Source organism: Clostridium carnis, assembly GCF_054657435.1.
Genome location: NZ_BAAHYS010000001.1, coordinates 341,781 through 367,789 on the forward strand (window position 1 = coordinate 341,781; position 26,009 = coordinate 367,789).

A 26,009-nucleotide genomic window follows, 5' to 3' on the forward strand; every position below is an offset into this window, starting at 1 on the left:
GTAATCTCTTATATTTTCTTTTACAATATTCACTTTTTTATATGTACAATTTTTAATAAACTATGCATATTTTTAGTAATAAAAAAACTATCTATAATAATTATTATAGATAGTTTTTAATTCAAAATTATATTTTTAGTTTCCTTAATTTTGAATAATATTTATAACCTCTTCCACAGTTGCCTTAATTGTAAATATTATGTCTTCTCCAATTCTTAACTTACATTCTTCATTGTTAACTTTTATTTGATTAATAGTTAAAGTATTTGAGGAAAGCTCTTTATATCTTGTTGATGCAATATCTATATTAAACACTTTATTTTTAGCGCCTGTTATTTTAATTAATGCACCCTCTTTATTATCAGTTTTTACTCTTATATCTATAATATTGTTACTTTTTCCACTACAACCTACCACAACTTCTTTAGGTACAGACTCAATTTCAGCCGAACCATTCATTGTCATCCAACCACCACTTAAATTCATTTTTACTAAAACATCTAAGCTGTATTCCTTTTCTAATTTTTTTAAAGCCTGACCTAATTCGTATATTTCTAAATCTAATTTCATAATTTCTCCTTTTTTCAACTTAAAACATCTATATAGTTATTTTTATAATTAATTTACTTCTTAAAATTAATTATACATTCTATTTTCAATAAATCAATATATTTAATAATAACTATTTTTAAATAGTTATTATCTTTGAGTTTTATATAAAAACTCAATTAGAGCTACAGAAACCCTGCAGCTCTAAAATATTATTTAAAGAACACTTAGGTTACGCTAGAAAACATTTAATTCTATTACGCCCTACTAAGTCTCTAAATAAACAAAATTTTAAGCAATTATTTTTGTGTTATACTTTTGAAAGTTTACAATAAAAGTTTATATTAATAATCTTTCTATGTCAATATTACCTTTCTTTCATAATTATCTATTATTTGTTAAATTTCTCTATTTACTCTCTTGTTCTTATTAAATATAAAGAATTTAAAACTTTTCCTTCTTATACTATTTATTCTACTACTATATAAAGTTATCTAAAGATTTATCTATATTCTATTTCCTAAAAACAAAAAAGACAACTATTAACTAATAGTTGTCTTTAAAATTACTTGCTTAATTGTGCTTTTGCTACTTCTACTAAGTCTGCAAATGCTTTTGGATCATTTATAGCTATTTCTGATAACATTTTTCTGTTCATGTCAATCCCAGCTAATTTTATTCCATTCATGAATTTTGAGTATGAAAGACCATTTATTCTTGTAGCAGCATTTATTCTTGCTATCCAAAGTCTTCTAAAATCTCTCTTCTTTAATCTTCTACCTACGTAAGCATTTCTTAAAGCTCTTATTACTGATTCATTAGCAGTTTTAAATAATCTGCTCTTTCCACCGTAATATCCTTTTGCAAGCTTTAGTACTTTTTTATGATTCTTACGGCTGTTAACCGCTCTCTTAACTCTTGCCATGTTTCAATTCCTCCTAATGTATCCTATAGATATGGTAATAATTTTTTCATTGCTTTTTCTTGAGTTGTTGAAACATAAGCAGCTTTTCTTAAGTTTCTCTTTCTCTTAGCGCTTTTCTTTGTTAAGATATGGCTTTTGAAAGCTTTAGCTCTCTTAAGCTTACCTGTACCAGTCTTTCTAAATCTCTTCGCTGCACCTCTGTGTGTCTTCATTTTTGGCATAATAAAAATCCTCCTCTCAAGTTATGCTTTCTTAGGTCCTACCATTATTGTCATGTTTCTACCTTCTTGCTTTGCTGGTTTTTCAACAATGCAAACATCTTCAAGCTTAGAAACAAAGTTTTCAAGGATTTTCTTACCCATGTGTCCTAATTGAGCCTCTCTTCCTTTAAACCTAACAGTAATCTTAACCTTATCCCCATCTAATAGGAATTTTCTAGCATTTTTAGCCTTAATTGCGATATCATTTTCTTCAATTGTAAGGCTACATCTTATCTCTTTAATAACAGTTATTTTTTGATTTTTCTTAGCTTCTTTCTCTTTCTTTGATTGCTCGTATATATACTTCCCTAAGTCCATAATTTTACAAACTGGTGGGTTAGCAGTTGGAGAAATCATAACTAAATCTAATTCCTTCTCATCAGCTATTTTTTGTGCTTCTACAGTAGTAATAACCCCTAACTGACTTCCATCACTATCAATAACTCTTAATTCTTTTTCTCTTATATTTTCATTACAAACAAATTTTTTACTAATATTAATTCACCTCCAAAATTTTTCCTTAACTATAATATATAATTCAAATAAAAAAGGATGACCATAGTCATCCTTATCTTCATATACTTACCCGAATAAAATTCAGTGATATTCAAACAATACTACCCTACTAAGCTAATGCCGTAAGGTGGGAATGACTTTTCCACTTCACTTGAATTATTATATACTTTTATTTTATATATGTCAAATAAAATTTATTTGAATTATAAATTATATACTTTATTCAATTATATTTTTAACTTTTTCTTATCTAAAATATACATAATTTTTAGATATTTTTATTTTTATATCTCTTTAATGCCAAAAGCAAAATTACAAAATTCCTTTAATGTTTTTATTTGCATATCTATTTTAATTATTTCATTTCCTATAGAAAGTACACTACTTATAATACCTTTAATGGTAATTATAATAAAACTTGCAATACTCTCTTTAGAAAGTCTTAAATTAAATTCTCCTCTTTTTACACCTTCATCTATTAAATCTAATATAAAGTTTAATTTATTATTATATCTATTTTTTAAAACTATTGATCTATTTGGTTCTCTCCATGAAGCTCCTGAGTATTCATATATAATAGGCTCTATTCCGTAATTTAACTTTTTAATATATTCCTCTATATATTCAATATAGCTTTCAAATTGTTCTAAAACTGTTTTTTCTTTAACCATATTAATATTAACTTCTCTTTTTATTTCTAAAGCCAAAATATTTAGAAATATCTCTTCTTTACTTTTAAAATAGGTGTAAAGACCTCCTGCACTCATTCCGATATGTTCTCTAATATCCTTCATAGTAGTTTTTTCATATCCTCTTTTTCTAAAAACATCTTTTGCTCCAGATCTTATTCTCTCTTTTTGATATTCCTTTTTTTCATCTGATATTTTTGGCGACATCTAAACACTCCTTAAATTTACTTGCTAACTCCTATTACTATTAATTTATTTTATTTAACTAATTTAATATTTTTTCTATTAACTGTAACTCTTCTTTTGAAAACTCCATATTTTTAAGAGCTAAAATATTTTCTCTTATTTGACTTGCTTTACTTGCTCCAACTAATACTGTTGAAACTACTTTATTTCTTAAACTCCAAGAAATAGCCATTTGAGCTAATGTCTGATTTCTTACTTTAGCAACTTCATTTAGTTTTCTTATTTTTTCCATTAAAGATATATTATTAATTGTATCTACAAAATACTCTGGAAAAATAGCTGCTCTTGAATCCTTTGGAATTCCATTTAAATATTTACCTGTTAATAGCCCTTGTGCAAGTGGGATAAATGCAACCATTCCTTTTTTTTCTTTTTCTAACAATGGCATTAAATTAAATTCACTATCCCTATTTAGCATTGAATATGGTATTTGATTTACTATAAATGGTGTACCAAGTTCATTAAATATTTCAATTGCTTCAGAAGTTTGATTATTATCATAATTTGATATTCCTATATAAAGTGCCTTTCCCTGTTTTACAAATAGGTCTAATGTACTTAAGGTTTCATATAAAGGTGTATTATTATCAGGTACATGATGATAAAATATATCAACATACTCTACCCCTAACCTTTTTAAACTTTGATCAATACTTGCTACTAAATGCTTTTTAGAACCATAATCTCCATAAGGACCATCCCATGTATCAAATCCTGCTTTAGTTGCAATAGATATTTCATCTCTATATCCATTTAGTTCAGATTTTAATATCTTACCTAAATTTTCTTCAGCAGCTCCATATGGTGGTCCATAACAATCTGCAATATCAAAATGATTTATTCCATTGTTAAAGGCTTCCTTAACTATCTCCTTCATATTTTCATATTTATTTTTTTCTCCAAAGTTATGCCAAAACCCTAAAGATATAGCTGGTAACATTAATCCACTATTACCACATCTTCTATACTCCATATTTTCATATCTATTTTTATTAATATACCTCATAACTCCTCCTATAATACTTTTAAAATGTTAAAATTTAGTGAATTTAAACTTTCTCCTTACTATCCTTAATGACTATATATACATTTTTCTAAATTAATGTTACTTAATAAAATCTTTTTCTTTACTTATTAACTTTTTAAATAATATAATTTTAAAGTAATTAAAATATAAATAAAGGGAATTTTATTATGGAAGAACAATATTATGAAAATTTACTTAATATAAAAACTTGTGGAGATCAAAAAGTTTTTAATGAATCTCTTCACTATAATAGATATGAACCAACTTCGTATTTTGCTTTTAAAAATTTATTTGAAAATATTGAAATAAAAAATTCTGATACCATAGTTGACTTTGGATGTGGGAAAGGAAGGCTTAATTTTTTTGCAAATTATTTTTATGATATAAATGTTATAGGTATAGAAATGAATAATTATTTTTATAAAGAAGCCCTTAACAATAAGGTCCAATATCTAAAAAAGCATAAAAAAATAAATGATAAAATATCATTCCTAAATTGTTTTGCAGAAAACTATAAAATAAGTCCATCTGATAATAAATTTTACTTTTTTAATCCATTTTCTATTCAAATATTTATAAAAATTATAGGAAATATTTTAGACTCACTTCAATCTAACGAAAGAGAAATTGAGATTATTTTATATTATCCATCAGATGACTACATATATTATCTGGAAAATAATACAGCTTTTGAAATAAAAAAAGAAATTAAATTAGATAATCTTTATAATTCTGATTATCGCCAAAAATTTCTAGTTTACAAGTTAAATTATTTATAAAAGTAACGGGCTATCTAAGCAAAAAATTTAATCTATAGCTTCTAAATTTATTTAAACACTATATATTATATCTTTAATGAAGATAGCCCATACTAAATAATTAGTTTATATATGAATTTCTTAGTAATTCTATTTCTTTTGCATAACCATCAAGTTCATTAGGTGTTTCAAGGAAAAATGGTAAGTGCCTTAATTTAGGATGATTTATAATTCTAGTTATAGCTTCTAATCCTAAAAAGCCCTCTCCAATTTTTTCATGTCTATCTTTATGACTTTTAAATGGATTTTTACTATCATTTAAATGAATTGCTTTTAACTTATCTAATCCAATTATTCTATCAAACTCATCTAACACACCGTCTAAATTATTAACAATATCATATCCTGCATCATAAATATGGCAAGTATCCATACAAACTCCCATATGATCTTTTAATTCTACTTTGTTAATAATCTCTGCTATTTCTTCAAAGCTTCTACCAACTTCTGTACCTTTTCCAGCCATAGTTTCCAATAGTATAGTTGTTGTTTGCTCTTTTTTAATTACTGAGTTAAGTAACTCTACAATATAGTTAATTCCAACTTCAACCCCTTGCTTAACATGACTACCCGGATGAAAATTATATAAGCTATTTGGTAAATATTCCATTCTAACTAAATCATCCTCCATCATTTCCTTTGCAAATTTTCTAGTATTCTCATCTGCTGAACACGCATTTAATGTATATGGTGCATGAGCTAATACTGTAGCAAATTTATTTTCTTCCATTATTTCTAAAAGAGCTTTTACATCCTTTTCGTCTATTTCTTTTGCCTTTCCTCCTCTTGGATTACGTGTAAAGAATTGAAATGTATTAGCACCAATTTCAATCGCTTCCTTTCCCATATTCTTAAATCCTTTAGTAGTTGATAAATGACATCCTATATTTAACATCTCATATTCCTCCATATTTATAATTACATTTAATTTTAACTATTATAATCTACTTTTTAACATTTAATTTAACTAACTTTAAATAAAATAATACTACAATTTAATTATCTTATGCAATGGATAATTTTTATTATTTAAAATCAATTACTAGAAAAATGTTTTAAATTACTTCTTACTTTTAATTTTTAACATATACGCTCTCTAAAGTTTTCCTTAGTGGAAGTTGTATCGACTGAATTTTATTCTTTAATATTTAAGTAATTATGCCTTGATATAAAATTAAAAAAGGTATCTTATTATAAAAATAATAAAATACCCGTTAATATTTAGATTAAATTATCTTCTTTTAATAAATTAAATAATGTTGGATTAAAGTTAAATTGCTTCATTAAATCACTAACTTCATTTAAAGACTTTTCCTTTTTGCTCTTTGATATATTAGATTTTGATGCTCTAATTAATATATTTTTAGGTGAATGTGCTATATCTATAAATTCTAAAAGCTGTGTTTTATAGCCAGCACATTCTAAAAGATTAGCTCTTACTGAATCTGTCATAAGAGCAGCAACCCTTTCTTGAACTATACCATACTTTGTTAATATAGATAATGATTCTGCCTTCATTTGATGATTAAATTCATGTTGGCAACATGGAACTGAAAAAATCATTTTACTATTCCATTTTATTGCATTATATAAAGCATAATCTGTAGCTGTATCACAAGCATGTAGAGTAATTACCATATCAACCTTATTGTTATATTTAAATCCATTTATATCTCCAAGTTCAAAATGTAGATTTTCATAATTATATCTCTTTGCTATATCATTGCATTTTTTAATTACATCTTCTTTAAGGTCTAATCCAATCATTTTTACATTAATATTTTTAATTTCTACGAAATAATAATATAATACAAATGTTAAATAAGATTTTCCACATCCAAAGTCTAATATAGTGAGCTCTTTATACTCATTTTTCTTAATTTCATCATCAATAATTTCTATAAACCTATTTATTTGTTTATACTTATCATATTTTGAATTAATTACTTTACCCTCTTTTGTAAAGACTCCCAAATCTATAAGCGGCTCAATAATCATTCCCTCTTTAAGAATATAATTTTTTTCTTTGTTATGACCTTTTTGAACAATTTTAATATTATCACTTTTTTTCTTACTTAGAAAAACTTTTCCCTTTTTAGATATTTTTAAATCAAATGTTGTTTCATTTGACCAAGCAGCAACTTGTTTATAATTTTCTGATACTAATTCTAAAACTTTACTTTCTAAGTTTTCTAAATTAATATTTTCATGGAATACCTGCTTATCTGTGTACTTTTCTATTTGATAATATTTATTTTTTTTATTTTCTTTTAACATAAATGTTATTTTATTATATTTAACATCTTTATTCATTTTATTACTTATTACTATTTTTATAATATCTTCTTGTATAATTTCATTTATTGAATTCTTTAAGTTTTCCATTTTAACACACCTTGCTATTTATTTTAAAACTAATTTTTATACAATAATAATATTATATATATTAATTTAATTAAAGTATTTTTTTATTTATATACATTTGCTTAATACTACATTATTGTTTATTTTATAACCATAATTCACTTAATTATAAAATAAATCAGTATATCATTAGACATACTGATTTATAAAAACTATAGTTTAAGGCTAGATATTTGCTTAAACATATTTATTTCTTTTTCTGAATCTACCTCCACTAAGGATTCATTCCAATCTTTATCAAACTTAATTTTATAAAGTTCTATGTGGGTAGTATCCTTAACTGGTGCCAATGCTATATATTCATTACCACAAATTAATCTTTGTTCTAAAATTGCATAATCTACCTTATTTCCATTATCATCACTAAAGGACATTATTCTTTCTTCACTCATAACCACAACTCCTATTTAATTTGATGTGATTATTTTTTCTCTTTCTTTATAAAAGTATTCATTTCTATACGTCTTTTATTATAGATGTCATTAAAATTTAAAATAAGGTATTTTATTCACTTATTTCCCATCCCAAATATTAATTTATCAACAATTTTAAAGGGCTATCTTGAATATTATTTAAAATCATTTTCAAGATAACCCTTTTTTACTTTTCTACATCATTTAAGTTTATTAATTATTTTACAGCTTCTTTAGATGATGGAAGAATTACTTCTACCTCAGAGTGTGGACGTGGAATAACGTGAACTGAAATTAATTCACCAACACGTTGTGCTGCTGCTGCTCCTGCATCAGTAGCAGCTTTTACGGCTCCTACATCACCTCTTACCATAACTGTTACAAGACCACCACCAACATATTCTTTACCTATTAGATAAACATTTGCAGCCTTAACCATAGCATCTGCAGCCTCAATTGAACCAACTAAACCCTTTGTTTCTATCATTCCTAATGCATCATATTTCATTTTAAAATCCTCCTATTTTCTTTCATTTTATTTAATATTTTTTATTAATAACTTTTGTATTTAAATTTTTATTTTTCACTTTATAATTTTTATTTTTGAACTAGAATTAATATTCATAGCATTTGCTTCTTCAGTATCAATATGGCATTCAAGTTTAGAAGCATCTGTTGCTCTAATAGCTACATTACTATAAATTCCACCTCTTAGATCATCAAATTTAATTGAAACTATATCTCCGTCAGAAACTTCAAATCTTCTAGCCTCTTCTGGTGTCATGTGAATATGCCTTTGTGCAACTATTAATCCTTCCTCTATTTGAACTGAGCCATTTTTCCCAATTAAAGTTATCCCTGGTGTCCTACATAAATCACCAGATAATCTTGGATGTGAAACAACACCAAGTTTAAAACAATCTCCTGCTAATACTTCAACCTGAGTTTTACTTCTTGTAGGACCAAGAATTCTAACTTTTTCAATAGCACTTTTGGGACCACAAATTGTTAAAGTTTCCTTACATGCATATTGACCAGGTTGTGACAAATCCTTTATTTTTGTCAACTGATAATTCTCACCAAATAAAGTGTTTAAATCTTTCTGTGAAAGATGTATATGTCTATTTGAAACGCCCACTGGAATTTCCCATGAATTACTATTCACTACTGTCTTGGCTGAATTAGCTTGTACAGCTTCCAGTAAAAGCTTCAATATAGCTTCACATCCATCCATTTAGATGTCCCCCTTCATTGCCTTTACTATCTCATTAACTAATTTCATAAGCTCTTCATTATTAGTGCATGTACTATTATTAGTAACATTACTATTGCACTTTGATGCAGCTGCATATTGAGAAGGGCTTAATGTTTCACATTGATTATGTGTAGAATGACAGTTATCAGCAGTTTTTATGCAATTAAAAGTTGAGTCAGCAGAAGCTAATGTTGCACAATCCTTCAAACCATAAGCAACTCTCTTTATATTAACTAAATGCATTGGGGTAACATTTTCAGATACTGAACTACCTCCCCAAGTTCCACAACCTAGTGTAAATGATGGTATAAGACCTGTGCTTCCACCTGTTCCACCTTGGCTACCTCCTGTATTAACTAAAATACGTGAAGCTGGCTTTCTAGCAAATTTCATTACTATATCTCTATCCTCAGTATGAATACTCATTGTATGACCAATTCCATTTTGAAGTAATTGAATACTTAATTCACATGCTTCTTGCCAGTCTTTTACTGTATAGAAACCAAGCACTGTAGTAAGTTTTTCAAATGATAGAGGATAACCATCACCTACACCTTCTTGCTTTCCAATAAGTACTTTAGTTCCTTCTGGAATAGAAATTCCTGCAGCAGTTGCAATAACCTTTGGTGATCTACCAACAAACTTAGCATTCATATTGTGTCCATTCTTAAACAACAAGTTACAAACCTTATTAGTTTCTTCTGTTGTCATAAAATATCCACCTTGTTTTTTAAATTCTTCAACAACTTCATTATAATTACATTCTTCACATATAATTGATTGCTCTGATGCACAGATTGTACCATTATCAAATGTCTTACTTGCAATTATATTTGTAACAGCTTGCTTAACATTAGCACTTCTTTCTATATATGCTGGAGAGTTACCTGCTCCTACTCCAAGTGCAGGCTTACCAGAGCTATAAGCTGCTTTTACCATTCCTGGGCCTCCAGTTGCTATAATAATTGCAACTTCTTTACTTTTCATTAGTTCATTTGTTGCTCCAATAGTTGGTATAGAAATACATCCAATAATATCTTTAGGAGCTCCTGCTTCAATTGCTGCCTCATTCATTAACTTAGCTGCTTTAATTGTACATTCTGCAGCAGATGGATGTGGTGAAAATACTATAGCATTTCTAGATTTAATTGCAATGATAGATTTAAAAATAGTAGTTGATGTTGGATTTGTAGATGGTACTATTCCCATTACTAAACCAACTGGTTCTGCAATTTCAATTAATTTATTTATTTCATCTTCTTTAATTACACCAATAGTCTTCATATCTTTTATTGCGTCATACAAAATTGTTGATGCCATATGGTTCTTATAAGTCTTATCTTCAACTTTACCAAAACCAGTTTCTTCTACAGCCATTTGAGCTAAACATACTGCATTTTCTGCAGCAACTTTAACCATATTACATAAAATTCTATCAATTTGTTCTTCACTATAATCAGCAATTTTTCCTGCTGCAACTTTTCCTAGTCTCGCAAGATCTCTTGCTTCTTGAATAGATCGTAAATCTTTATCAAAATTCTCCATTTTGTCATTCCTCCTTTTAGAATATGCGTGTATTAAAGCTATTTATAATATTCTTCTATTTTAGTAATTAGTGACTTTTTACTTGCTTTAGAAATTGCGTCATTTTCTATTCCTAAATCATTATATTGATTAGCTAAATTTCTAATTTTTGTTAATTTAAGCTTATTTAAAATCTCAATAGCCTTTTCTATTCCACTCTCTTTTACTAAATTATCTATAGTATCTTTTTGTAAATTATCTAAATCTACTTTATTAGAATGAATTTTGCTTTCATTTTCTAAAGTATCAATTTTTAAAGTGTTATCTTTAAAACTATTATCAAATAAATTATCTACTATAACATTTGACTCATCATTACTACAATTTTCTTTTATATTATTATCATCATAGTTATACTCTTCTTTTATATCTTCAATTTCCTTTTTAATATTAGAATTATCTATATTAATTGTTGTACATTTAATTCCAATAATATTGTCTATTTCCTCATGTGGCCTAGGTATTACATGTTCTGAAACAAGCAATGAACTATCAAGTTTTTTAACAGCTAAAACTCCAGCTTCTACAGCTGCTTTTACTGCTCCTACATCTCCGGTTACTGCTACTGAAACAAGACCACCACCAACATAGGTTTTATCAAAAATACTAACATCTGCTGCTTTAAGCATTGTATCTGCACTTTCAATTGCTGCTAATAGTCCTTTTGTTTCTATTAATCCAAGTGCCTTCATAGCTTAATCCCCCCAAAGTTTACTATAAAAGATCCGCCCAGTTTGCAGGATACGTAGCATAAAATACTCTTGCTTTATTAGGTGAACCCCAAACTACATTAGAGCCTGATGGTACAAATAGTACATCACCAGGATATGCAGTATAGGTTTTTCCATTAATTTCTATTGTTAAAGTACCTTCAATTACATAATCAATTTCTTCATAGGTTAATTCCCAATCAAAGCGTGAATTTTCTATTGTTAAAAATCCTGCACTCATTTTAGATTCTTCTTTACTAACTAATTCTTGATAATAAGCTTTTACATTTGGGTCACCTGTATCAAATACGTCCATTTTAACTGTATTACCTCTAACAACCTTTAAACCTCCCTTATCACTTTCAAATGTATAAGGCTTATTAGGTTTATTTAGACAATTAAGCATTTCTTGTAAAAGCCCTTTATCCATCATAGTCTTAAAGAAAGCTAAAAGCATTTCGTTATCCATACCATCTAGGCAAGCTTTTGGCAGTGATTCAACTACTTTTGATTCACATTTAGGTGCTTCTGTAGTAAATTCTATACCATTAGCTTTTGCTAAATCTTTAGCTGCTGGTGTAATAATTACATTACTATCAATATAAAATTTTGTTTCACCTTGTTTTATTAAGGTTTCGATATCTTTTGCAATGACTAACCTTTTCATTTATTCACATCCTTTCATTATAAAATTAATTTTATATAATGTTTTTACTTATCTTTAAAGTAAAGACTGTAGTAATCTATCTGAAGGAGATGGTATAATCTCTGCATTAACTAATAAACCTTTTTCTTCCATAATGGACTTTCCAGCCTCAATTCCAGCTTCAACTGCAGCCACATCACCAGTAAAGGTAAAGAAAGATTTCCCTCCTAGTCCAGTTCCTAATCTAAGCTCTATTGGATCTAAATTAGCAGCTTTCAAGATAGCATCTGCTGCTATAACCATATTTGCTATAGAAAAGGATTCTAAAATTCCTAGTGCTTGTATGCTATCAGGCATTGTTGCTCCTGTAATTGCTGGAAAAACTAATGGACTTACATTTGGGATAACTATTGAATCAATCCAAAATTCATTTGCCATCTTTTCTCCTACATCTACAGATTCTTTCACAGCAGCAACATCACCATTAACTATTGCAATGTATTTTCCTGGACAAACAGAAGTAGCTGTAACTATTTCAACTTCTGAAGTTTTAAGCATTTGATCCGCTGCATAAATTCCACGTGCAATGCTTGTAAATTCAACCATTCCTATTGCATTAGCCAAATTAATCCCTCCTTATGGTTATAAAATCATTTCCAATGTCTAAAATACTTCCTGAAATACTTGCATGAATATTAGCTCCTAAGCTTCCCTCTTTAACTTTACCTATTAAATCTCCTGCCTGAACATGATCACCTATAGCTACTGTACAAATAGCTGGTGCGCCTACATGTTGTTGCTTTAAAATACAAACTGTCTTAGGTTCTAATACAATATCTACTAAAGGAGCTTGTTTATCAAAATCTCTTAATCCTAGCCTTGCAATAAGTCTTTTACTTGGAACTAATCTATATTCACGTGCTTGTCTTACTTCAAATTTATCCTTTGTTGTCTTATATCTAATATTTTTTTCAGCAAGCTTTTGCTTAAAATATAAATTGGCAGCTTTAGGATAAAGTCCAGCTGGACATGAAAATAATTCACATAAATTACATTGACAACATAGCTGTGATATTTTTTGTTCTTCTATATTATCTACATTGTATGCCATAGCTCTCATCATCTTATGTGGCTGAGTATTATGACCTAGTAAATAACGTGGGCACATATCTGTACACATTCTACATTGTTCACAAGCTGATCTATTTACTCTTTTGGCTTGATTTATTTCAACAGATTTTTTACGTATTAATAAGTGACTTTTTTTAAGTATTATAAATCCCTTATTTTTTTTTGTTATATATCCATCTAAATTTTTCATTACAGGGCCCATCATCGGTCCCCCATCAATAACTGCATAATCATTAAAGTTTTCTATACCACTAAGCTTTAATACATCTATAATCTTAGTTCCAACTGGTACTTTTACAGTTACAGACTTTGGAACATCACCTGAGATAGTGATATATTTTTCTGTAACTGCCTTACCTAAAGAAGCGTTATAAATATTTAATGCTGTTTCACTATTAACAACTACACAACCAACTTGAATTGGAATGCCTACTTCCGGAACAACTCTTCCTGTAAGTTCATAAACAAGAACCTGTTCATCGCCTGCTGGATAAATATCTGGAAGTTCTTTTACCTCAATTAAATCCCCTAGTTGTAAATTTATAATTCTATCCTTTAAAATAGAAATTACCTTTTTATGTTTTCCCTTTATTCCTATAATTCCTTTCTTTGCCTCAACTAACTCTCTAGCTGCTTCAAATCCTTTAATTATTTCATCTGGAAAAATCTCCATCAACTGTTGATCAACTCTTAAAAGAGGCTCACATTCAGCTCCATTTAGAAGTATATATTCTGCTTTGGCTGCTAATTTAGCATGAGTTGGAAACCCTGCACCACCAGCCCCAATAACTCCTGCATCCTTTACTTTATCTAAAAGACTCATGGTTATACCTCCTAAAATTATAAATTACAATCTTCATCAATAATGCCTACAATAACTGCATCAACTGGAATATTATCATCCTCTAACATTCTACGAGCAGAGGAACCAGTACATATAATTACTCTATCCCCGATACCTGCACTAATGGTATCTACTACTATTAATCTTCTTCCTTCATTAATTCCACCAAATTCCTCAGCTAGCATAAGCTTAAATCCACTAAGAGATTCTGCTTTTCTAGTTGCCCACACATTACCAATCAGTTTTGCTGTTATCATAATGCTCTTCCTTCTTCCATCTTCATTTTAATTTCATTAATTGCTGATTCTACTGAAGCCGTATCTCCAAAAATAGCAATTAAAATCATATTTTGAGGACAACTTCCTCTTATATCCGCAACTGTGACTCCAACAGCTTTTTCTGCAATATCAGCTGCATAAATCATTTCTATCATTCTTCCTTGAACAAGGCCAACTGCATCAGCAGTATTTAAATCTGTTTTACAGTTAGTTCCCATACGTCTTTTTAGAATATCCATAGTCCCTTCAGAAGGTGATTTTATAATCCTAAATTCCACGTTTATCACTCTCCTTATTCAATAATTTCCTTTGTACAGCTAAGAGCTATCCCTAATGGTGTAACAAACATTGGATTTTTAGGTTTATGTGTATATATTCCAGTTTTCTTTTCTATTATTTCTTCTATCCCAGTTAAACAACAAGTTCCACCTACTAAAGAAATTTCTTTAACATCATGTCCCTCTATATGTTGATTAATAATAGATGAAACTTTTTCCACTACAGGCTTTAACACTGGAAGTAACTCTTTATGCTTTGTATTATCTCTTTTAAATTTATCTGCTTCTTTAAAAGGCATACCATAAGCTCCTGAAATAACTAATGAAAAATGAGTTCCTCCTGTTGGTTCATCTGCTACATATACAACTTTTCCATTTTGTAATATAGAAATGCCTGTTGTTCCACCTCCTATATCTACAACTGCTCCATTTTCAATTTTAAGCACTGCATTGGCAGCGGTAGGTTCATCTAATATACTGGTAAGTTCAAACCCAGCTGCTTGTACTACATTTTTAATAGCACCTGAATCTAAAGCATCAGTTCCTGGTGGTATAGCTGCTGCTGCATAAATTAGCTCTGCACCTAACTTTTCCTCAATCTCTTGCTTTAATTCTCTTACAATCTTAACTGCTCCAATATAATCAACAACCATACCATCACGAACTACATCTGCGTATCTATAAGCTCCTGCAACTGGTTTGTAGTTTTCATCTAAAACTGCTAGAACTATACATGCAGTTCCTAAATCAACTCCTGTATAGTAAGTTGATGATTCTGTTTTAATTGTTTTATTTATAACCTCTTCAAAATCTTGAACAAGCTTATCACAATATTCAAAAGTTAATTTTTTCTCTGACATCTTTTCCCTCCAATAATTGAACAAATCATTTGGGATAATGAATTAATAATTGAATTAATATTTTTAATAACTTCATTTCCTAAATTATTTTCTTCATTTTCATACACTTCAATAACATATGGCTTTAATTCATGAATACTACAACGAAGTGCATGTAATCTTAGAATCTCTTTGCTTCTTTCAAGTTGCATAAAAAACTCTGTAATCTCAAAGCAGTCCTCAATGTCATCGTAAAAATTTGTTTCATTTATTCCAGTACAATATTGACAACTAATGCTCTCTATTTTACCTTTTCCCTCTATAAATTTTCTTATATTTGTAATATTTTTTCCTAAAGTAATAATACTTTGAGCTAGTGTAATATCTTCCTTTAAAATGTCACTACTTGTTACAAGGAATAATGCTTCTATAGATTTTAATTTATAATAAAGTTTCTTCTTATTATTTTTATTTCCTACTGGCAATGTTTTTGATTGCTTTACTTCAGAAATTTTCTTATTATTGCATGAAACATCATTTAACATTTTTATACCTTTATCAGACAGATATTGTTTTGCTCCAGGTGTAAGACGTTCTCCCTGATTTAATTCATAGGTACTAAAAGGTTCTTTCTTATACAAATCTCTTAAATACTCTTCAGTAATAAATTTCATCATTGCCCCCTTTAACTTACCTTTTTTCAAATAAATACTTTTTTAAAGCATCAATCCCAATTCCATTAGAAAAGCTAATATGAAAATATGGTTCTGAAATCCCTATCATTTTTAACTGCCTTAAACAATTTTCCTTATTCTCTGGCATTAAATCACATTTAGTTATTACCCCTATCACAGGACATCTAAAAGACTTTGCAAACCCATGAGAATATACATCTGTACATCTAGATTGATCAACTAAAATTAATACATGAGAAGCATCTTGAGCTGCTGCAATTATATGCTTATACATCCAAGAATTTTCTATATACGATCCTGGTACATCAATAGTATTTTCACCATAAATCATATCTTGTGTCCTTCTTAATTCACCATGATAATTATTTAATTCATTTACTAATGTAGTTTTTCCACACCTTGAAGGGCCTATTACCATAATTCTCTTCTTTCTCATGTTCTTGTAATGGGAGCAGTTGTAAATCCAAGTAAATTCCTAAGTGTATCATTTACAGCAATAAGCGCAGTTTCAACACTCTGTACATCACCATTTATAACTAAAGATCCAGTAAATCTATCTAAGAAACCAATTTCAACATCAGCAACCTTTGTTGCAATATCAGCTGCAATAATAGCAGTTTCATATGGTGTTAATGTTAAAATTCCTATAGCTCCCTTTTCATCAATACCTAACCGTTCATATATATCTGGCATAGGTGAGGCAATAACATGAGCTATTGTAATTTGCTTACCTGGTACTGATTCCTGTATAACACGTTGTATATTTCTTTCAAAAAACTCTCCCATAAACCTTACCTTCCATTTTTATTTATTTGAAATTATTTAGTGACGAATCACTTGAACAGGCAAATCGTATTTTTTAATCCAACTTTCAATTTTGTCTAAATCTTCATTGCTTAAGCTTGGATCTCCTTTAATTGGATAATCAATTCCTAACTGATTATATTTATTTACCCCCATCTTATGATATGGAAGTAAATCAATTCCTTTAAAGTTTTTATAATCCTTGAAAGGAATTAAAAACTCCATAGCATTTTCAATATCTTCTTTACAATCATTTACACCTTTTAATAACGGCATTCTGATTTTAACATTATATTTACGACGAAGAATTTCCTTTAAATTTTCTAGTATCTGTTCATTTCTTACTCCCGTTAATTGGAAATGCTTATCTGAATTAATATGCTTTATATCAAATAGAAATAAATCTGTAAACTCTGCAACTTTTAATATTGATTCTTTTTTTGCATATCCACAAGTTTCAATTGCAGTATTTATACCTTCTTGTTTGCATGCCATAAGTAAATTACATGCAGCTTCTGGTTGCATTAAAACTTCACCACCGCCTAATGTAACACCACCACCTGAAACTTCATAAAATGCCCTATCTTCTTCAATAATTTCTAAAAGTTCAGAAATAGTTTTTACTTCTCCTACTATAGATAAAGCTGATTTTAAACAAGCATCAACACATTTTCCACATCCAGTACAATCAATATTACGATTTACCTCATGCTTTAGGCTTTCGTTGGAAATAGTATGTATTCCAACAGGACAAACAGAAACGCAAGCACCACAATTAACACATAAATTGCTTTTAAACATAACTCTAGCTTTTTTTATCATTCCTTCCGGATTGGCACACCATTTACAACGTAGTGGGCAACCTTGAAAAAATATTAGAGTTCTTACTCCTGGTCCATCGTACATATTGTATTTTTGAACATTAAAAATTGTTGCTTTTCGTTCGATTATACCTAAGTTTTTATTTCCCATACTATTCAATCTCCAGTCTATTTTATTACTCTGTAATTTCTAAAATAATTTTTTATATTTTAAAAATGTGTTAGCATTGTTCTACTAATTATTTCATCTTGAACATCCTTACATAACTCAACAAAGAATGCACTATATCCTGCAACACGGACAATTAAATCACGATATTGTTCTGGATGCTTTTGTGCTTCAATTAAAGTTTTATTATCTAAATAATTAAATTGAACTTCACCAAGGCCAAGAGCGCAAGCACTACGTAATAATGTTATAATTCCATCTTCACCTTCTTTAGTATCAAGAAGTCCAGCTATAAGCTTAAAGTTATGAACCATACCAATATTCATATTTTCACAAGCCATTTTAGATACTGACTTAATTATTGCTGTAGGTCCCTTATAATCTGAACCTTGTGATGGACTTATACCATCAGATAATGGCATCCATGCTCTACGTCCATTTGCTGTTGCACCAGTTATTTGACCAAATGGTGTATTATTTGAAATTGATAAAGTACCATGACTAAGGACTGAATACAATGTCTTATATTTACGATGCTCCATTTCAGTAAAATTAGTTAAATCAGCAGCAATATAATCTGCATAATCATCATCATTACCATACTTAGGTGCTTCTAAACAATCTTTTCTAAGCTTTTCAAATCCAACAAAATCAGCTTTTAAAGCTTCATTTAGTTCTCTTAATGTATATTTCTTTTCTTCAAATACTAATTTTTTAATAGCTGCCATAGAATCTGTATAAGTTGCTAACCCGCTCCATATTACTCCTGGTCCGAAGTTATACATTGCACCACCAGCTTCAACCCCTTTACCTTTTTCCATACATCCTTCATACATAACAGACATTAAAGGCTTTGGTGCAAGGTCTTTATGAACACGTTGTGAAATTACAGTAGCAACACTAGTCCACTTTGTTATATATTTAATTTGTTCTTTAACTGCATTTTCAAACTCTTCATAGGTTTTAAAATTATCTATATTACCCATATCTGGACAAACTTGATTTCCATACCAAAGTGGAACGCCATTATTAAGTACAAGCTCAATACATATTGGCCATTGAGTATATGCAGTTGATGTCCATTGATATAATCTACCAGATTTTTGTGGTTCAACACATCCCATTAAACAGTAATCTCTTGCATCTTCAATAGAAACACCCTTAGCTAACATCATTTTTATATGAATATCATCAAAGTGACAAGCTGGGAATCCCATTCCTGCACGAACTACATCAACTATCTTTCTAAGATATTTATGAGGTGACTTATTATGAATACGACATGCTAATGATGGTTGATAAATTTTAACATGACGAACTGCATCCATAAGTAAGTAAGTTAAATCATTAGTAGCATCACGACCATCTCTTGTAACACCACCAATACACATATTTACAAATGGTTGATATCCTGCGAAGAATTTAGATCCACCTTCACTTGTAATCCACATCATTTCAGACATTTTAATAAGCATACAACCTGCTAATTCAAATGCTTCAAAATCATTCATTCTTCCTGACTCAATATCAGCTTTATAGAATGGATACATGTATTGGTCCACACGACCTATAGACATACCTGTTTGATTTTCTTCAACTACTAATAAAGATTCAATAGTCCAAACTGCTTGAATTGCTTCCCAGAATGTGCTTGGTTTATGTGCTGGTACTCTTGCATTAACTTCAGATATTTTTTGTAATTCAGCTTTACGCTTAGGATTTGTTTCTTTAGCTGCTAATTGTGCAGCATATTCTGATAAACGCTTAGCATAAATCATTACACCTTCTGTAGTATCTATAACGGCTTTATAGAAGTAGATTTTTTCTATATCTTCAGGGTTTTCATAATCAAGCTTTGAAAGGTTGTCCCTTGCTTCTTGTTGAATATCTAACATACCCTTTTTCATTAAAATAACATCATATCCTGGGTTTGAATCTCCCCCACCATTAATAGCATGGTAAGAACAATCTGAAACAAATGATTCTCCTGAAAGTTCCCAAACACCAGCTTCACGATATTGGTCTTCACAGTATTCATCAACTGATTTACCTGACCAATATGGGAATAGTTCCTCACGCATAATCCTCTTATCTTCTTCTGAAATATAAAATGGATCTTGAGCACGAGTACCAATAGTATCAATTTCATCCACCATCCATCTCCATGCTATATCAGGAGAAAATGCCCCTGCACGTGGTGCTCCACAAGGTGCTCCTACAATTAATTCATTATCTTGAATTACTAGTGGTGCAGTTTCACAACAATATTTAAAACATTTAGCACGTAATAAAATTTTAGGCATACCTGGATTTTCTTTAGCTATTTTTGTAATAGCTCTTGCACGATATGTTGTTATTGTTGGAACTTGCTTTAAATAATTTTCCTTTAATCGTGTTAAACGTTCTGTTATTCCATCTGGAATTTTATCACCTTCAGTATTTACAGATACTTTTGTAGTAGGCTCTTCTTTTATAATTCCTTTTGAAATACTTTCAAACATCTTCATTAAACAATCACGTTCTTCAGAAGACATATTTTGAGTAGCTTCTTTAAACTTATTTGAAAATTCATGAATATCCAAATTCTTACCTCACATTCCTTATATATTTTTAGATTAATAATCTAATTTATTTTAAATTTTCTAATACTTTCTTTAAAATATTTTCTAAAAATTCTGTATTTTCTAGGTTGTAGTTTTTATTTGCTTCACATTCTTTAGATAGTTCTGTATTTTCTACTGATTTATAGTTAATTATTTCATCAACTTTACGAACTCCATATCCAACTTTTCTTATATATATTAGATTCTTTGGAGAAACGTTATCAGATGTCATTCCCTGACCTGCTGATCCACTACCTAATGTCATTGAAGGAAATAAATTAGTTGTTGCTCCCATACTCCCTAAAGCTCCAGGTGTATTCACTAATACCCTGCCTACTGGTTTTTTAAGCGCAAATTGACGAATAACTTCCTCATCCTTTGAATGTATTACTAGAGTATGGCCATGCCTTTCACTTAATAATAATTCTATACACTTCTCACAAGCATGCATCCAATCATCTTCAATGTAATATGCAAGTACTGGACAAAGCTTTTCCTTAGAATAAGGATTATTTTGTGAAACATACTTTTGTTTTGAAATTAGAACCTTGATATCATTAGATACACTAAAGCCTGCTCTTTTGGCTAGCTCCTGTGCTGATTTACCAACAACTTCTGGTTCTGGACTTCCATCATTATGAAAGAAAAGTAACCCTAGATTATTTGATTCTTCTTCCGTCATAAAATACGCACCATTTTTTTCTAGTTCTATTTTCACTTCTGATTCAATGCAACTATCTACAACAATTGACTGTTCTGCCGCTGAAACAACACCATTATCAAAGGTTTTGCTAGCAATTATATCTTTAACAGCTTGTCTTATATCTGCTGTACGTTCTATGAAAGCCGGCCCATTACCAGTTCCACCATATATTACTGGTTTTCCTGATTTATAAGCTTCTTTTAGAATACTTGGTACACCTGTATTTATTATTAATGAAGTATCCTTATGATTCATTAACTCTAATGTTCCACTAACTGTTACATTATGAAGATACGTAAGTGCTCCTTCTGGTAATCCATATCCTTCTGCTGCACGAATTAAAATATCTAAAGTTCTTGAAATAGTTTTTTTAGCTCTTGGATGAGGTGAAAATATAATTGCATTTCCTGATTTTATTGCAATTAAAGCCTTGTATATTGTAGTTGAAACTGGACTTGTTGATGGACAAAAGGCAATTATTACCCCCATAGGTACTCCTACGTCCATAGTTTTCTTTTCTTTATCCTCACTAATTATTCCAACACACTTCATACCCCTAAGCCTGTTACGTAAATACTTACAAACAAAGTTATTTTTTATATGCTTATCTTCAAATTTTCCATAATCTGTTTCATCACTAGACATCATTGCAAGTTCATAAGTATGCTTCTCTACCTCTTCAATCATCCTTTCAACAATTTCATCAAGCTTTTCTTGTGAAAAGGTTGCTAATTTTCTTTGAGCTTCTCGAGCATTTTCAACAAGAATTCGTGATTCTTGTATGGAGAGTAAATCGTTATCAACTATATTCATTTTTTTCTCTCCTTTTCATTAAAATAACCATAATATACTCTTTTATATTTTGTATTCAATACCCACTTTTTTATCTTTAAGGTATTAAATTAGTAATTTTATAACGTTCAATAATTTTACTAAGATCTTGATGAGGCCTTGCAATAACAACTGAACTATAAAGGTTTCCACCTTCCATTTCTTCAACTGCTTTAACTCCAGCTGCTACAGCTGTTTTACATGCACCTACATCACCACTAACAAGTACCGATATATATCCTGATGCGACATTTTCATAACCTATAAGTTCAACATCAGCTGCTTTACACATAGCATCTGCTGCTTCTAAAACAAAAACTAAACCAAAAGTTTCAATTAACCCTAAAGCTTCATGACTTGCCATTTAAACACCTTTCCCTTCATTAAATTTATGAATCTATGTCATGTACTGAAACAATATCTCCTACTTCTCTAATAGGACGTGGCATAACATTTTTTGCTGTTAATTTTCCTATTTCGGCTGCTGCTTCAGCACCTGCCTCTACAGCTGATCTAACTGCTGCTACATCACCTTTAACCATAATTGTAACTAAAGTAGATCCAACATTTTCATATGATATTAATTCAACATTTGCAGCCTTTAGCATTTTGTCAGCCGCTTCAAGTGCTGGGACTAACCCTATTGTTTCTACAAGGCCTAGTGCCTCATCACCATAATATCTCATTTACAGTTTCCCCCTCTCCCTAACAAATTCTCTAATTCATTTTAATTTTTATTATGCTCTTTCTTGTCCTTAAATTTATTATATCCCCTTCCCTTTGGGGGAAAGTCAATATCTTTTTAATAACTAAAACTTATATCTTTCTTTAAGTAAACATATACATTGTTTTATGGATAAATCCTATATTTCAAAGTTTAGCCTTATAAAAATATAGATTTTAAAGTAATTATTTTTTAAATTTACACATAAATAGCTTTAATTTTTTGTTTAATTTATAAATAATCATTCCCCTTGGGGTAATGTTATCTTTATTTCTAAAATAAAGACTCTCTTTAAACAGATATTATTTACACTTTTTATCAAAGAGAATCTTTACAAACAATAACTGGTTAAAAATATTACTAGTCTTTAATATACTTATTTATTGTAGCTGCACCTTCTTCTGGTGCATGATAATAAACTCTTAATTCTCCATTAATATCCATATCGAATCTTGTTTCTTCAAGCAGTCCATTTGCCTCTGCTGTCATTAAAGCTGTAATTACATCCTTTTTATTAAGAGCTTTAAAGTTACCATATACATCTTTTAATGAATTAATTACATCATCTGCACAAGCTTCTTCTACATTTGTAAAATATTTTAATATAGCATAATTAAGTGGCTTCATAATGGTCTACCTCCTTTTTTCTAAATAAATCAAGTGGATTCATAGCAATAACTAAAATACCAAAAACCATTAATACAGCTGCAAGCCAAACTATAGGAGGTAATGCCCAACCATCTATGCCAGCAAATACTCCAAGTACAATCCAACAACAGAATGGTCCCCAGAATGAAAAAGTACCATTACATGCCATACCAAGTGCGGCACCACACATACTATTACCGTTATACCAACACATGTATGAAACAAATGCACAAAGACCACTTAATGCAAACCAAATCATAGCAGATCCGCTTGTAAAGGCTCCAACAACTAATTCATTTGCAAAACCAATACCATCACCAAATATCATACCAAAGACAGGAACTAAAATTATTAAGTTTGCTAATCCTGATGTTGCTTGACGTATTGTTATACCAATTTCTGAGTCAATCATTGATGTACCATATCCTGCTACACAACCTTCAAATCCCCATCCAAGAGCAGCTATAAATGCAATACATATTCCTAAAAGCATTCCTTCTGGTGCATCTCCTGAAAAGCTTGTACTACCAATCATAAAACTTGCAGTAACACAAATTAAAATTCCAAGCATCATACGCTTGTTTAACTCTTGTTTAAATAATATTCTTCCTAATATTGCTCCAATAGCTGGACAAAGAGCAGTAATAGGGATAACAATAGATCCAGCCATTTGAAGTCCAACAACATAAGCTGTACTTGAAATTGGACCTCCAATAAGAGCTGCTAAAATCATTACTCCACCTGGAGTTGTCTTAATACATCTAAAGAAATCCCCAAGTTTTCCTTTTACAGCTGCATAAAGTATTGCCCAAATAGCACTGCAAGTATCATTTACTGCACTTCCAAGCGCACCTAGCAAATACGTAATTACAAGTAATGATAGTGCAGTATTTTCCCCATACCAATCGGCCCAAACGCCTTTGGTCATTCCCAAAGTCATAAATGCTGAATAAAATCCATACATAAGACCTGAGAATAATGCGATTGAAATACCTTTTTTAAGGAAATTAGATGATAGTTTCTTTTTAGCAGCAATTGCAGACGAATTAACTGCTCCTGACATTTCACTCATAAATAAAACTCCCTCCATTTAAACGTTATCACGTTTGATTGTATATTATCATTAAATAAAGATTTATAATGACCTTATTAAAATTTGTTATAATTTTATCTATGGATAGTTTATTTGTTTTGAAATTATCGAATAACTTTTCATCTTATGTATTTTTATTCTTTAATTAAATTATATTCCTTTCCCTATGGGGTAAAGTCAATATATATTTGAATTACATTTTTTTCTTTTTATATATTGTATTTATAATTTTTTAACAATGATTCTTTCTTATTAATAGTATTCTCAAGTTATGGCTAACACTTGTATTTTAGATGGCTTTAGTACCATTAATTAAATTTAAAGTTTCAAAATATCTATATAAATATTTAAAGTTTTCAAATAAAAAGCATTTTAAGTAATAAATTTGTTATATATTTATCACTTAAAATGCTTTTACTTTTAAAGTATATCTACCCTATAGGGAAACCTTTTCAATGCAATGTTTATTTTTTCCCCCTACTAATCTTAACCATTACTTCTGTTACAAACTTATCAGTATTTTTAGTTGTCCAGTAATCTGTAACATATCTTTCATATGATTTATCTTCATAATTATATCCATGTTTTTGTATCCAAGCCCTTATTTTTTCATATGTTTCATTAATTGTTTCATGAGATCCTATATGATAACAAGATGCTACCATAAAACCTCCAAAATCAACAGTTTCATTATCTTTACACTTTAATATTGTTTCTTGCATTATTTTCATCTTATTACACTTTCCATTCATTTTATCTTCAAATGATGGAAACTGTATTATTACAGGACCTGTTATTGCATTATTTATATTTTCTATATAATTAGTAAATTCAATATTTATTATAGAATCCATATAATCATAATTAAAATCTTGATTTAAGTATATCATTCTAGAACTGTCCAAATATTTTGCTGATACTTCTTTAATCTCATTTTCTATAACCATCTGTGCTTCAATTATAAGATCATACCAATCTTTTATAGATTTAAGCTTTAAATTTATCTCACTTTCTATATCTTCAAGCTCATCTATTTTATTTCTAAAGCATTTTTCAAAAACTGAATAAGTTGTCCCTTCAAGCAACGCCTTCATTTCTTCAAGCTTAAATCCGCTTTGTTTATAATATTTTATCATTGGTACAGACAATAAGGTTTTTTTGCTATAATATCTATACCCACTTTCATCTGATACTTTATCAGGTGATAATATTCCCATTTTGTCATAATATCGAAGCGCTTTCCTTGATAACTTACATATCTCTCCCACCTTTCCTATACAATACAATTCACTTTCTCTCATAAACAACCCTCCCCTATTTTCTCCCCAGAAATTTAGATGTAATGAAATTCAGTTATGTATTTTGTGTTCAATATAAGTTTACATAAATTTCATTTATTTTTCAATATTTAGAAACTATATATAAATATGTATTTTAAATATATAAACTTTATGTTACCTTTAAGCTAATACAATTAGTAAATATA

31 protein-coding genes are annotated in these 26,009 nt (G+C 29.4%); 1 reads left to right on the forward strand and 30 read right to left on the reverse strand.

The features are described 5' to 3' along the window. Nucleotides 1-144 precede the first annotated feature (144 nt). The 6 genes from ACYQ1T_RS01735 to ACYQ1T_RS01760 all read right to left on the reverse strand — a co-directional run bounded on the left by ACYQ1T_RS01735 (nucleotide 145) and on the right by ACYQ1T_RS01760 (nucleotide 4,191). Complete coding sequence (locus ACYQ1T_RS01735) at nucleotides 145-570, reverse strand: UDP-N-acetylglucosamine pyrophosphorylase (protein WP_459831078.1); 426 nt, start codon at nucleotides 568-570, stop codon at nucleotides 145-147. 544 nt (nucleotides 571-1,114) lie between these two features. Continuing rightward, entirely contained in the window at nucleotides 1,115-1,474 is a 360-nt protein-coding gene (gene rplT / locus ACYQ1T_RS01740) for a 50S ribosomal protein L20 (protein ID WP_459831080.1), read from the reverse strand. A gap of 23 nt (nucleotides 1,475-1,497) precedes the next feature. Continuing rightward, nucleotides 1,498-1,695 carry a 50S ribosomal protein L35 gene (gene rpmI, locus ACYQ1T_RS01745; protein ID WP_459831081.1) on the reverse strand — a complete coding sequence of 66 codons (198 nt, stop codon included), beginning with the start codon at nucleotides 1,693-1,695 and terminating at the stop codon, nucleotides 1,498-1,500. 21 nt (nucleotides 1,696-1,716) lie between these two features. Further along, nucleotides 1,717-2,235 (reverse strand): translation initiation factor IF-3, encoded by a 519-nt coding sequence (gene infC / locus ACYQ1T_RS01750; protein ID WP_459836428.1) that lies wholly within the window; start codon nucleotides 2,233-2,235, stop codon nucleotides 1,717-1,719. 299 nt (nucleotides 2,236-2,534) lie between these two features. Beyond that, entirely contained in the window at nucleotides 2,535-3,146 is a 612-nt protein-coding gene (locus tag ACYQ1T_RS01755; protein WP_459831083.1) for a TetR/AcrR family transcriptional regulator, read from the reverse strand. Nucleotides 3,147-3,204: 58 nt separating this feature from the next. Next, nucleotides 3,205-4,191, reverse strand: coding sequence for an aldo/keto reductase (locus ACYQ1T_RS01760; RefSeq protein WP_459831084.1), 987 nt, complete (start codon nucleotides 4,189-4,191; stop codon nucleotides 3,205-3,207). Nucleotides 4,192-4,379: 188 nt separating this feature from the next. On the opposite strand from ACYQ1T_RS01760, the gene ACYQ1T_RS01765 reads away from it, so the two are divergent. Next, nucleotides 4,380-4,991, forward strand: coding sequence for a methyltransferase (locus tag ACYQ1T_RS01765; RefSeq protein WP_459831086.1), 612 nt, complete (start codon nucleotides 4,380-4,382; stop codon nucleotides 4,989-4,991). Between the two features lie 100 nt (nucleotides 4,992-5,091). On the opposite strand, the gene ACYQ1T_RS01770 is transcribed toward ACYQ1T_RS01765, so the two are convergent. The 24 genes from ACYQ1T_RS01770 to ACYQ1T_RS01885 all read right to left on the reverse strand — a co-directional run bounded on the left by ACYQ1T_RS01770 (nucleotide 5,092) and on the right by ACYQ1T_RS01885 (nucleotide 25,824). Next, nucleotides 5,092-5,925: a deoxyribonuclease IV gene (locus ACYQ1T_RS01770; RefSeq protein WP_459831088.1), complete on the reverse strand. Its 834-nt coding sequence runs from the start codon at nucleotides 5,923-5,925 to the stop codon at nucleotides 5,092-5,094. A gap of 326 nt (nucleotides 5,926-6,251) precedes the next feature. Next, entirely contained in the window at nucleotides 6,252-7,415 is a 1,164-nt protein-coding gene (locus ACYQ1T_RS01775; protein ID WP_459831090.1) for a class I SAM-dependent methyltransferase, read from the reverse strand. A 191-nt stretch (nucleotides 7,416-7,606) separates the two neighbouring features. After that, nucleotides 7,607-7,846, reverse strand: a complete 240-nt coding sequence (locus tag ACYQ1T_RS01780; protein ID WP_459831091.1) for a DUF1292 domain-containing protein — start codon at nucleotides 7,844-7,846, stop codon at nucleotides 7,607-7,609. Nucleotides 7,847-8,084: 238 nt separating this feature from the next. Further along, nucleotides 8,085-8,375, reverse strand: a complete 291-nt coding sequence (gene eutM / locus ACYQ1T_RS01785) for an ethanolamine utilization microcompartment protein EutM (protein ID WP_459831093.1) — start codon at nucleotides 8,373-8,375, stop codon at nucleotides 8,085-8,087. A gap of 75 nt (nucleotides 8,376-8,450) precedes the next feature. Continuing rightward, nucleotides 8,451-9,101 (reverse strand): phosphate propanoyltransferase, encoded by a 651-nt coding sequence (locus tag ACYQ1T_RS01790; RefSeq protein ID WP_459831095.1) that lies wholly within the window; start codon nucleotides 9,099-9,101, stop codon nucleotides 8,451-8,453. Then, on the reverse strand, nucleotides 9,102-10,667 hold the full coding sequence (locus ACYQ1T_RS01795) for an acetaldehyde dehydrogenase (acetylating) (RefSeq protein WP_459831096.1): 1,566 nt from the start codon (nucleotides 10,665-10,667) through the stop codon (nucleotides 9,102-9,104). It abuts the gene before it with no gap. A gap of 38 nt (nucleotides 10,668-10,705) precedes the next feature. Continuing rightward, nucleotides 10,706-11,398, reverse strand: a complete 693-nt coding sequence (locus ACYQ1T_RS01800) for a BMC domain-containing protein (RefSeq protein ID WP_459831098.1) — start codon at nucleotides 11,396-11,398, stop codon at nucleotides 10,706-10,708. A 22-nt stretch (nucleotides 11,399-11,420) separates the two neighbouring features. Continuing rightward, nucleotides 11,421-12,083: a cupin domain-containing protein gene (locus ACYQ1T_RS01805; RefSeq protein ID WP_459831100.1), complete on the reverse strand. Its 663-nt coding sequence runs from the start codon at nucleotides 12,081-12,083 to the stop codon at nucleotides 11,421-11,423. A 54-nt stretch (nucleotides 12,084-12,137) separates the two neighbouring features. Continuing rightward, on the reverse strand, nucleotides 12,138-12,686 hold the full coding sequence (locus tag ACYQ1T_RS01810) for a BMC domain-containing protein (RefSeq protein ID WP_459831101.1): 549 nt from the start codon (nucleotides 12,684-12,686) through the stop codon (nucleotides 12,138-12,140). Nucleotide 12,687: 1 nt separating this feature from the next. Then, nucleotides 12,688-14,016, reverse strand: a complete 1,329-nt coding sequence (locus ACYQ1T_RS01815) for a 4Fe-4S dicluster domain-containing protein (protein ID WP_459831103.1) — start codon at nucleotides 14,014-14,016, stop codon at nucleotides 12,688-12,690. Between the two features lie 17 nt (nucleotides 14,017-14,033). Beyond that, complete coding sequence (locus ACYQ1T_RS01820; protein ID WP_459831104.1) at nucleotides 14,034-14,294, reverse strand: EutN/CcmL family microcompartment protein; 261 nt, start codon at nucleotides 14,292-14,294, stop codon at nucleotides 14,034-14,036. Continuing rightward, nucleotides 14,291-14,593: a BMC domain-containing protein gene (locus ACYQ1T_RS01825; RefSeq protein ID WP_459831105.1), complete on the reverse strand. Its 303-nt coding sequence runs from the start codon at nucleotides 14,591-14,593 to the stop codon at nucleotides 14,291-14,293. The genes ACYQ1T_RS01820 and ACYQ1T_RS01825 overlap by 4 nt, the downstream gene beginning before the upstream one ends. 14 nt (nucleotides 14,594-14,607) lie before the next feature. Continuing rightward, nucleotides 14,608-15,453: an ethanolamine utilization protein EutJ gene (eutJ, locus tag ACYQ1T_RS01830; protein WP_459831106.1), complete on the reverse strand. Its 846-nt coding sequence runs from the start codon at nucleotides 15,451-15,453 to the stop codon at nucleotides 14,608-14,610. After that, nucleotides 15,435-16,109 (reverse strand): cobalamin adenosyltransferase, encoded by a 675-nt coding sequence (locus ACYQ1T_RS01835; RefSeq protein WP_459831108.1) that lies wholly within the window; start codon nucleotides 16,107-16,109, stop codon nucleotides 15,435-15,437. Before ACYQ1T_RS01835 ends, eutJ begins: the two co-directional genes overlap by 19 nt. Before the next feature lie 13 nt (nucleotides 16,110-16,122). Beyond that, nucleotides 16,123-16,563 (reverse strand): EutP/PduV family microcompartment system protein, encoded by a 441-nt coding sequence (locus ACYQ1T_RS01840; RefSeq protein WP_459831109.1) that lies wholly within the window; start codon nucleotides 16,561-16,563, stop codon nucleotides 16,123-16,125. Further along, the gene (locus ACYQ1T_RS01845; protein ID WP_459831110.1) at nucleotides 16,560-16,913 is read right to left on the reverse strand and encodes a BMC domain-containing protein; all 354 of its coding nucleotides are present in this window, start codon (nucleotides 16,911-16,913) and stop codon (nucleotides 16,560-16,562) included. The genes ACYQ1T_RS01840 and ACYQ1T_RS01845 overlap by 4 nt, the downstream gene beginning before the upstream one ends. Nucleotides 16,914-16,949: 36 nt before the next feature. Continuing rightward, complete coding sequence (cutD, locus tag ACYQ1T_RS01850; RefSeq protein ID WP_459831112.1) at nucleotides 16,950-17,903, reverse strand: choline TMA-lyase-activating enzyme; 954 nt, start codon at nucleotides 17,901-17,903, stop codon at nucleotides 16,950-16,952. 59 nt (nucleotides 17,904-17,962) lie between these two features. After that, complete coding sequence (gene cutC, locus ACYQ1T_RS01855) at nucleotides 17,963-20,503, reverse strand: choline trimethylamine-lyase (RefSeq protein ID WP_459831114.1); 2,541 nt, start codon at nucleotides 20,501-20,503, stop codon at nucleotides 17,963-17,965. A 46-nt stretch (nucleotides 20,504-20,549) separates the two neighbouring features. Then, nucleotides 20,550-22,040, reverse strand: coding sequence for an aldehyde dehydrogenase family protein (locus tag ACYQ1T_RS01860; RefSeq protein WP_459831115.1), 1,491 nt, complete (start codon nucleotides 22,038-22,040; stop codon nucleotides 20,550-20,552). Nucleotides 22,041-22,116: 76 nt separating this feature from the next. Further along, nucleotides 22,117-22,422 (reverse strand): BMC domain-containing protein, encoded by a 306-nt coding sequence (locus ACYQ1T_RS01865; RefSeq protein WP_459831116.1) that lies wholly within the window; start codon nucleotides 22,420-22,422, stop codon nucleotides 22,117-22,119. Between the two features lie 25 nt (nucleotides 22,423-22,447). Beyond that, nucleotides 22,448-22,744: a BMC domain-containing protein gene (locus ACYQ1T_RS01870; RefSeq protein ID WP_459831118.1), complete on the reverse strand. Its 297-nt coding sequence runs from the start codon at nucleotides 22,742-22,744 to the stop codon at nucleotides 22,448-22,450. A 398-nt stretch (nucleotides 22,745-23,142) separates the two neighbouring features. Next, nucleotides 23,143-23,409 (reverse strand): hypothetical protein, encoded by a 267-nt coding sequence (locus ACYQ1T_RS01875; RefSeq protein ID WP_459831120.1) that lies wholly within the window; start codon nucleotides 23,407-23,409, stop codon nucleotides 23,143-23,145. Beyond that, complete coding sequence (locus tag ACYQ1T_RS01880; RefSeq protein WP_459831121.1) at nucleotides 23,396-24,502, reverse strand: hypothetical protein; 1,107 nt, start codon at nucleotides 24,500-24,502, stop codon at nucleotides 23,396-23,398. The genes ACYQ1T_RS01875 and ACYQ1T_RS01880 overlap by 14 nt, the downstream gene beginning before the upstream one ends. A 485-nt stretch (nucleotides 24,503-24,987) precedes the next feature. Then, a complete protein-coding gene (locus ACYQ1T_RS01885) occupies nucleotides 24,988-25,824 on the reverse strand; it encodes a MerR family transcriptional regulator (RefSeq protein ID WP_459831122.1) in 837 nt (278 codons plus the stop codon). Between the last annotated feature and the right edge of the window lie 185 nt (nucleotides 25,825-26,009).

What these genes read in the sequence shown, in the direction of transcription:
- ACYQ1T_RS01795 (WP_459831096.1), bottom strand. Translation starts at nt 10,667, where the DNA reads ATGGAGAATTTTGATAAAGATTTACGATCTATTCAAGAAGCAAGAGAT.
- cutD (WP_459831112.1), bottom strand. Translation starts at nt 17,903, where the DNA reads ATGGGAAATAAAAACTTAGGTATAATCGAACGAAAAGCAACAATTTTT.
- ACYQ1T_RS01770 (WP_459831088.1), bottom strand. Translation starts at nt 5,925, where the DNA reads ATGTTAAATATAGGATGTCATTTATCAACTACTAAAGGATTTAAGAAT.
- ACYQ1T_RS01840 (WP_459831109.1), bottom strand. Translation starts at nt 16,563, where the DNA reads ATGAGAAAGAAGAGAATTATGGTAATAGGCCCTTCAAGGTGTGGAAAA.
- ACYQ1T_RS01790 (WP_459831095.1), bottom strand. Translation starts at nt 9,101, where the DNA reads ATGGATGGATGTGAAGCTATATTGAAGCTTTTACTGGAAGCTGTACAA.
- ACYQ1T_RS01870 (WP_459831118.1), bottom strand. Translation starts at nt 22,744, where the DNA reads ATGAGATATTATGGTGATGAGGCACTAGGCCTTGTAGAAACAATAGGG.
- ACYQ1T_RS01775 (WP_459831090.1), bottom strand. Translation starts at nt 7,415, where the DNA reads ATGGAAAACTTAAAGAATTCAATAAATGAAATTATACAAGAAGATATT.
- rplT (WP_459831080.1), bottom strand. Translation starts at nt 1,474, where the DNA reads ATGGCAAGAGTTAAGAGAGCGGTTAACAGCCGTAAGAATCATAAAAAA.
- ACYQ1T_RS01875 (WP_459831120.1), bottom strand. Translation starts at nt 23,409, where the DNA reads ATGAAGCCACTTAATTATGCTATATTAAAATATTTTACAAATGTAGAA.
- ACYQ1T_RS01735 (WP_459831078.1), bottom strand. Translation starts at nt 570, where the DNA reads ATGAAATTAGATTTAGAAATATACGAATTAGGTCAGGCTTTAAAAAAA.
- ACYQ1T_RS01760 (WP_459831084.1), bottom strand. Translation starts at nt 4,191, where the DNA reads ATGAGGTATATTAATAAAAATAGATATGAAAATATGGAGTATAGAAGA.
- rpmI (WP_459831081.1), bottom strand. Translation starts at nt 1,695, where the DNA reads ATGCCAAAAATGAAGACACACAGAGGTGCAGCGAAGAGATTTAGAAAG.
- ACYQ1T_RS01815 (WP_459831103.1), bottom strand. Translation starts at nt 14,016, where the DNA reads ATGAGTCTTTTAGATAAAGTAAAGGATGCAGGAGTTATTGGGGCTGGT.
- ACYQ1T_RS01845 (WP_459831110.1), bottom strand. Translation starts at nt 16,913, where the DNA reads ATGGGAGAGTTTTTTGAAAGAAATATACAACGTGTTATACAGGAATCA.
- ACYQ1T_RS01755 (WP_459831083.1), bottom strand. Translation starts at nt 3,146, where the DNA reads ATGTCGCCAAAAATATCAGATGAAAAAAAGGAATATCAAAAAGAGAGA.
- eutM (WP_459831093.1), bottom strand. Translation starts at nt 8,375, where the DNA reads ATGAAATATGATGCATTAGGAATGATAGAAACAAAGGGTTTAGTTGGT.
- ACYQ1T_RS01780 (WP_459831091.1), bottom strand. Translation starts at nt 7,846, where the DNA reads ATGAGTGAAGAAAGAATAATGTCCTTTAGTGATGATAATGGAAATAAG.
- ACYQ1T_RS01765 (WP_459831086.1), top strand. Translation starts at nt 4,380, where the DNA reads ATGGAAGAACAATATTATGAAAATTTACTTAATATAAAAACTTGTGGA.
- ACYQ1T_RS01800 (WP_459831098.1), bottom strand. Translation starts at nt 11,398, where the DNA reads ATGAAGGCACTTGGATTAATAGAAACAAAAGGACTATTAGCAGCAATT.
- ACYQ1T_RS01820 (WP_459831104.1), bottom strand. Translation starts at nt 14,294, where the DNA reads ATGATAACAGCAAAACTGATTGGTAATGTGTGGGCAACTAGAAAAGCA.
- ACYQ1T_RS01880 (WP_459831121.1), bottom strand. Translation starts at nt 24,502, where the DNA reads ATGAGTGAAATGTCAGGAGCAGTTAATTCGTCTGCAATTGCTGCTAAA.
- eutJ (WP_459831106.1), bottom strand. Translation starts at nt 15,453, where the DNA reads ATGTCAGAGAAAAAATTAACTTTTGAATATTGTGATAAGCTTGTTCAA.
- ACYQ1T_RS01860 (WP_459831115.1), bottom strand. Translation starts at nt 22,040, where the DNA reads ATGAATATAGTTGATAACGATTTACTCTCCATACAAGAATCACGAATT.
- ACYQ1T_RS01835 (WP_459831108.1), bottom strand. Translation starts at nt 16,109, where the DNA reads ATGATGAAATTTATTACTGAAGAGTATTTAAGAGATTTGTATAAGAAA.
- ACYQ1T_RS01865 (WP_459831116.1), bottom strand. Translation starts at nt 22,422, where the DNA reads ATGGCAAGTCATGAAGCTTTAGGGTTAATTGAAACTTTTGGTTTAGTT.
- ACYQ1T_RS01805 (WP_459831100.1), bottom strand. Translation starts at nt 12,083, where the DNA reads ATGAAAAGGTTAGTCATTGCAAAAGATATCGAAACCTTAATAAAACAA.
- ACYQ1T_RS01885 (WP_459831122.1), bottom strand. Translation starts at nt 25,824, where the DNA reads ATGAGAGAAAGTGAATTGTATTGTATAGGAAAGGTGGGAGAGATATGT.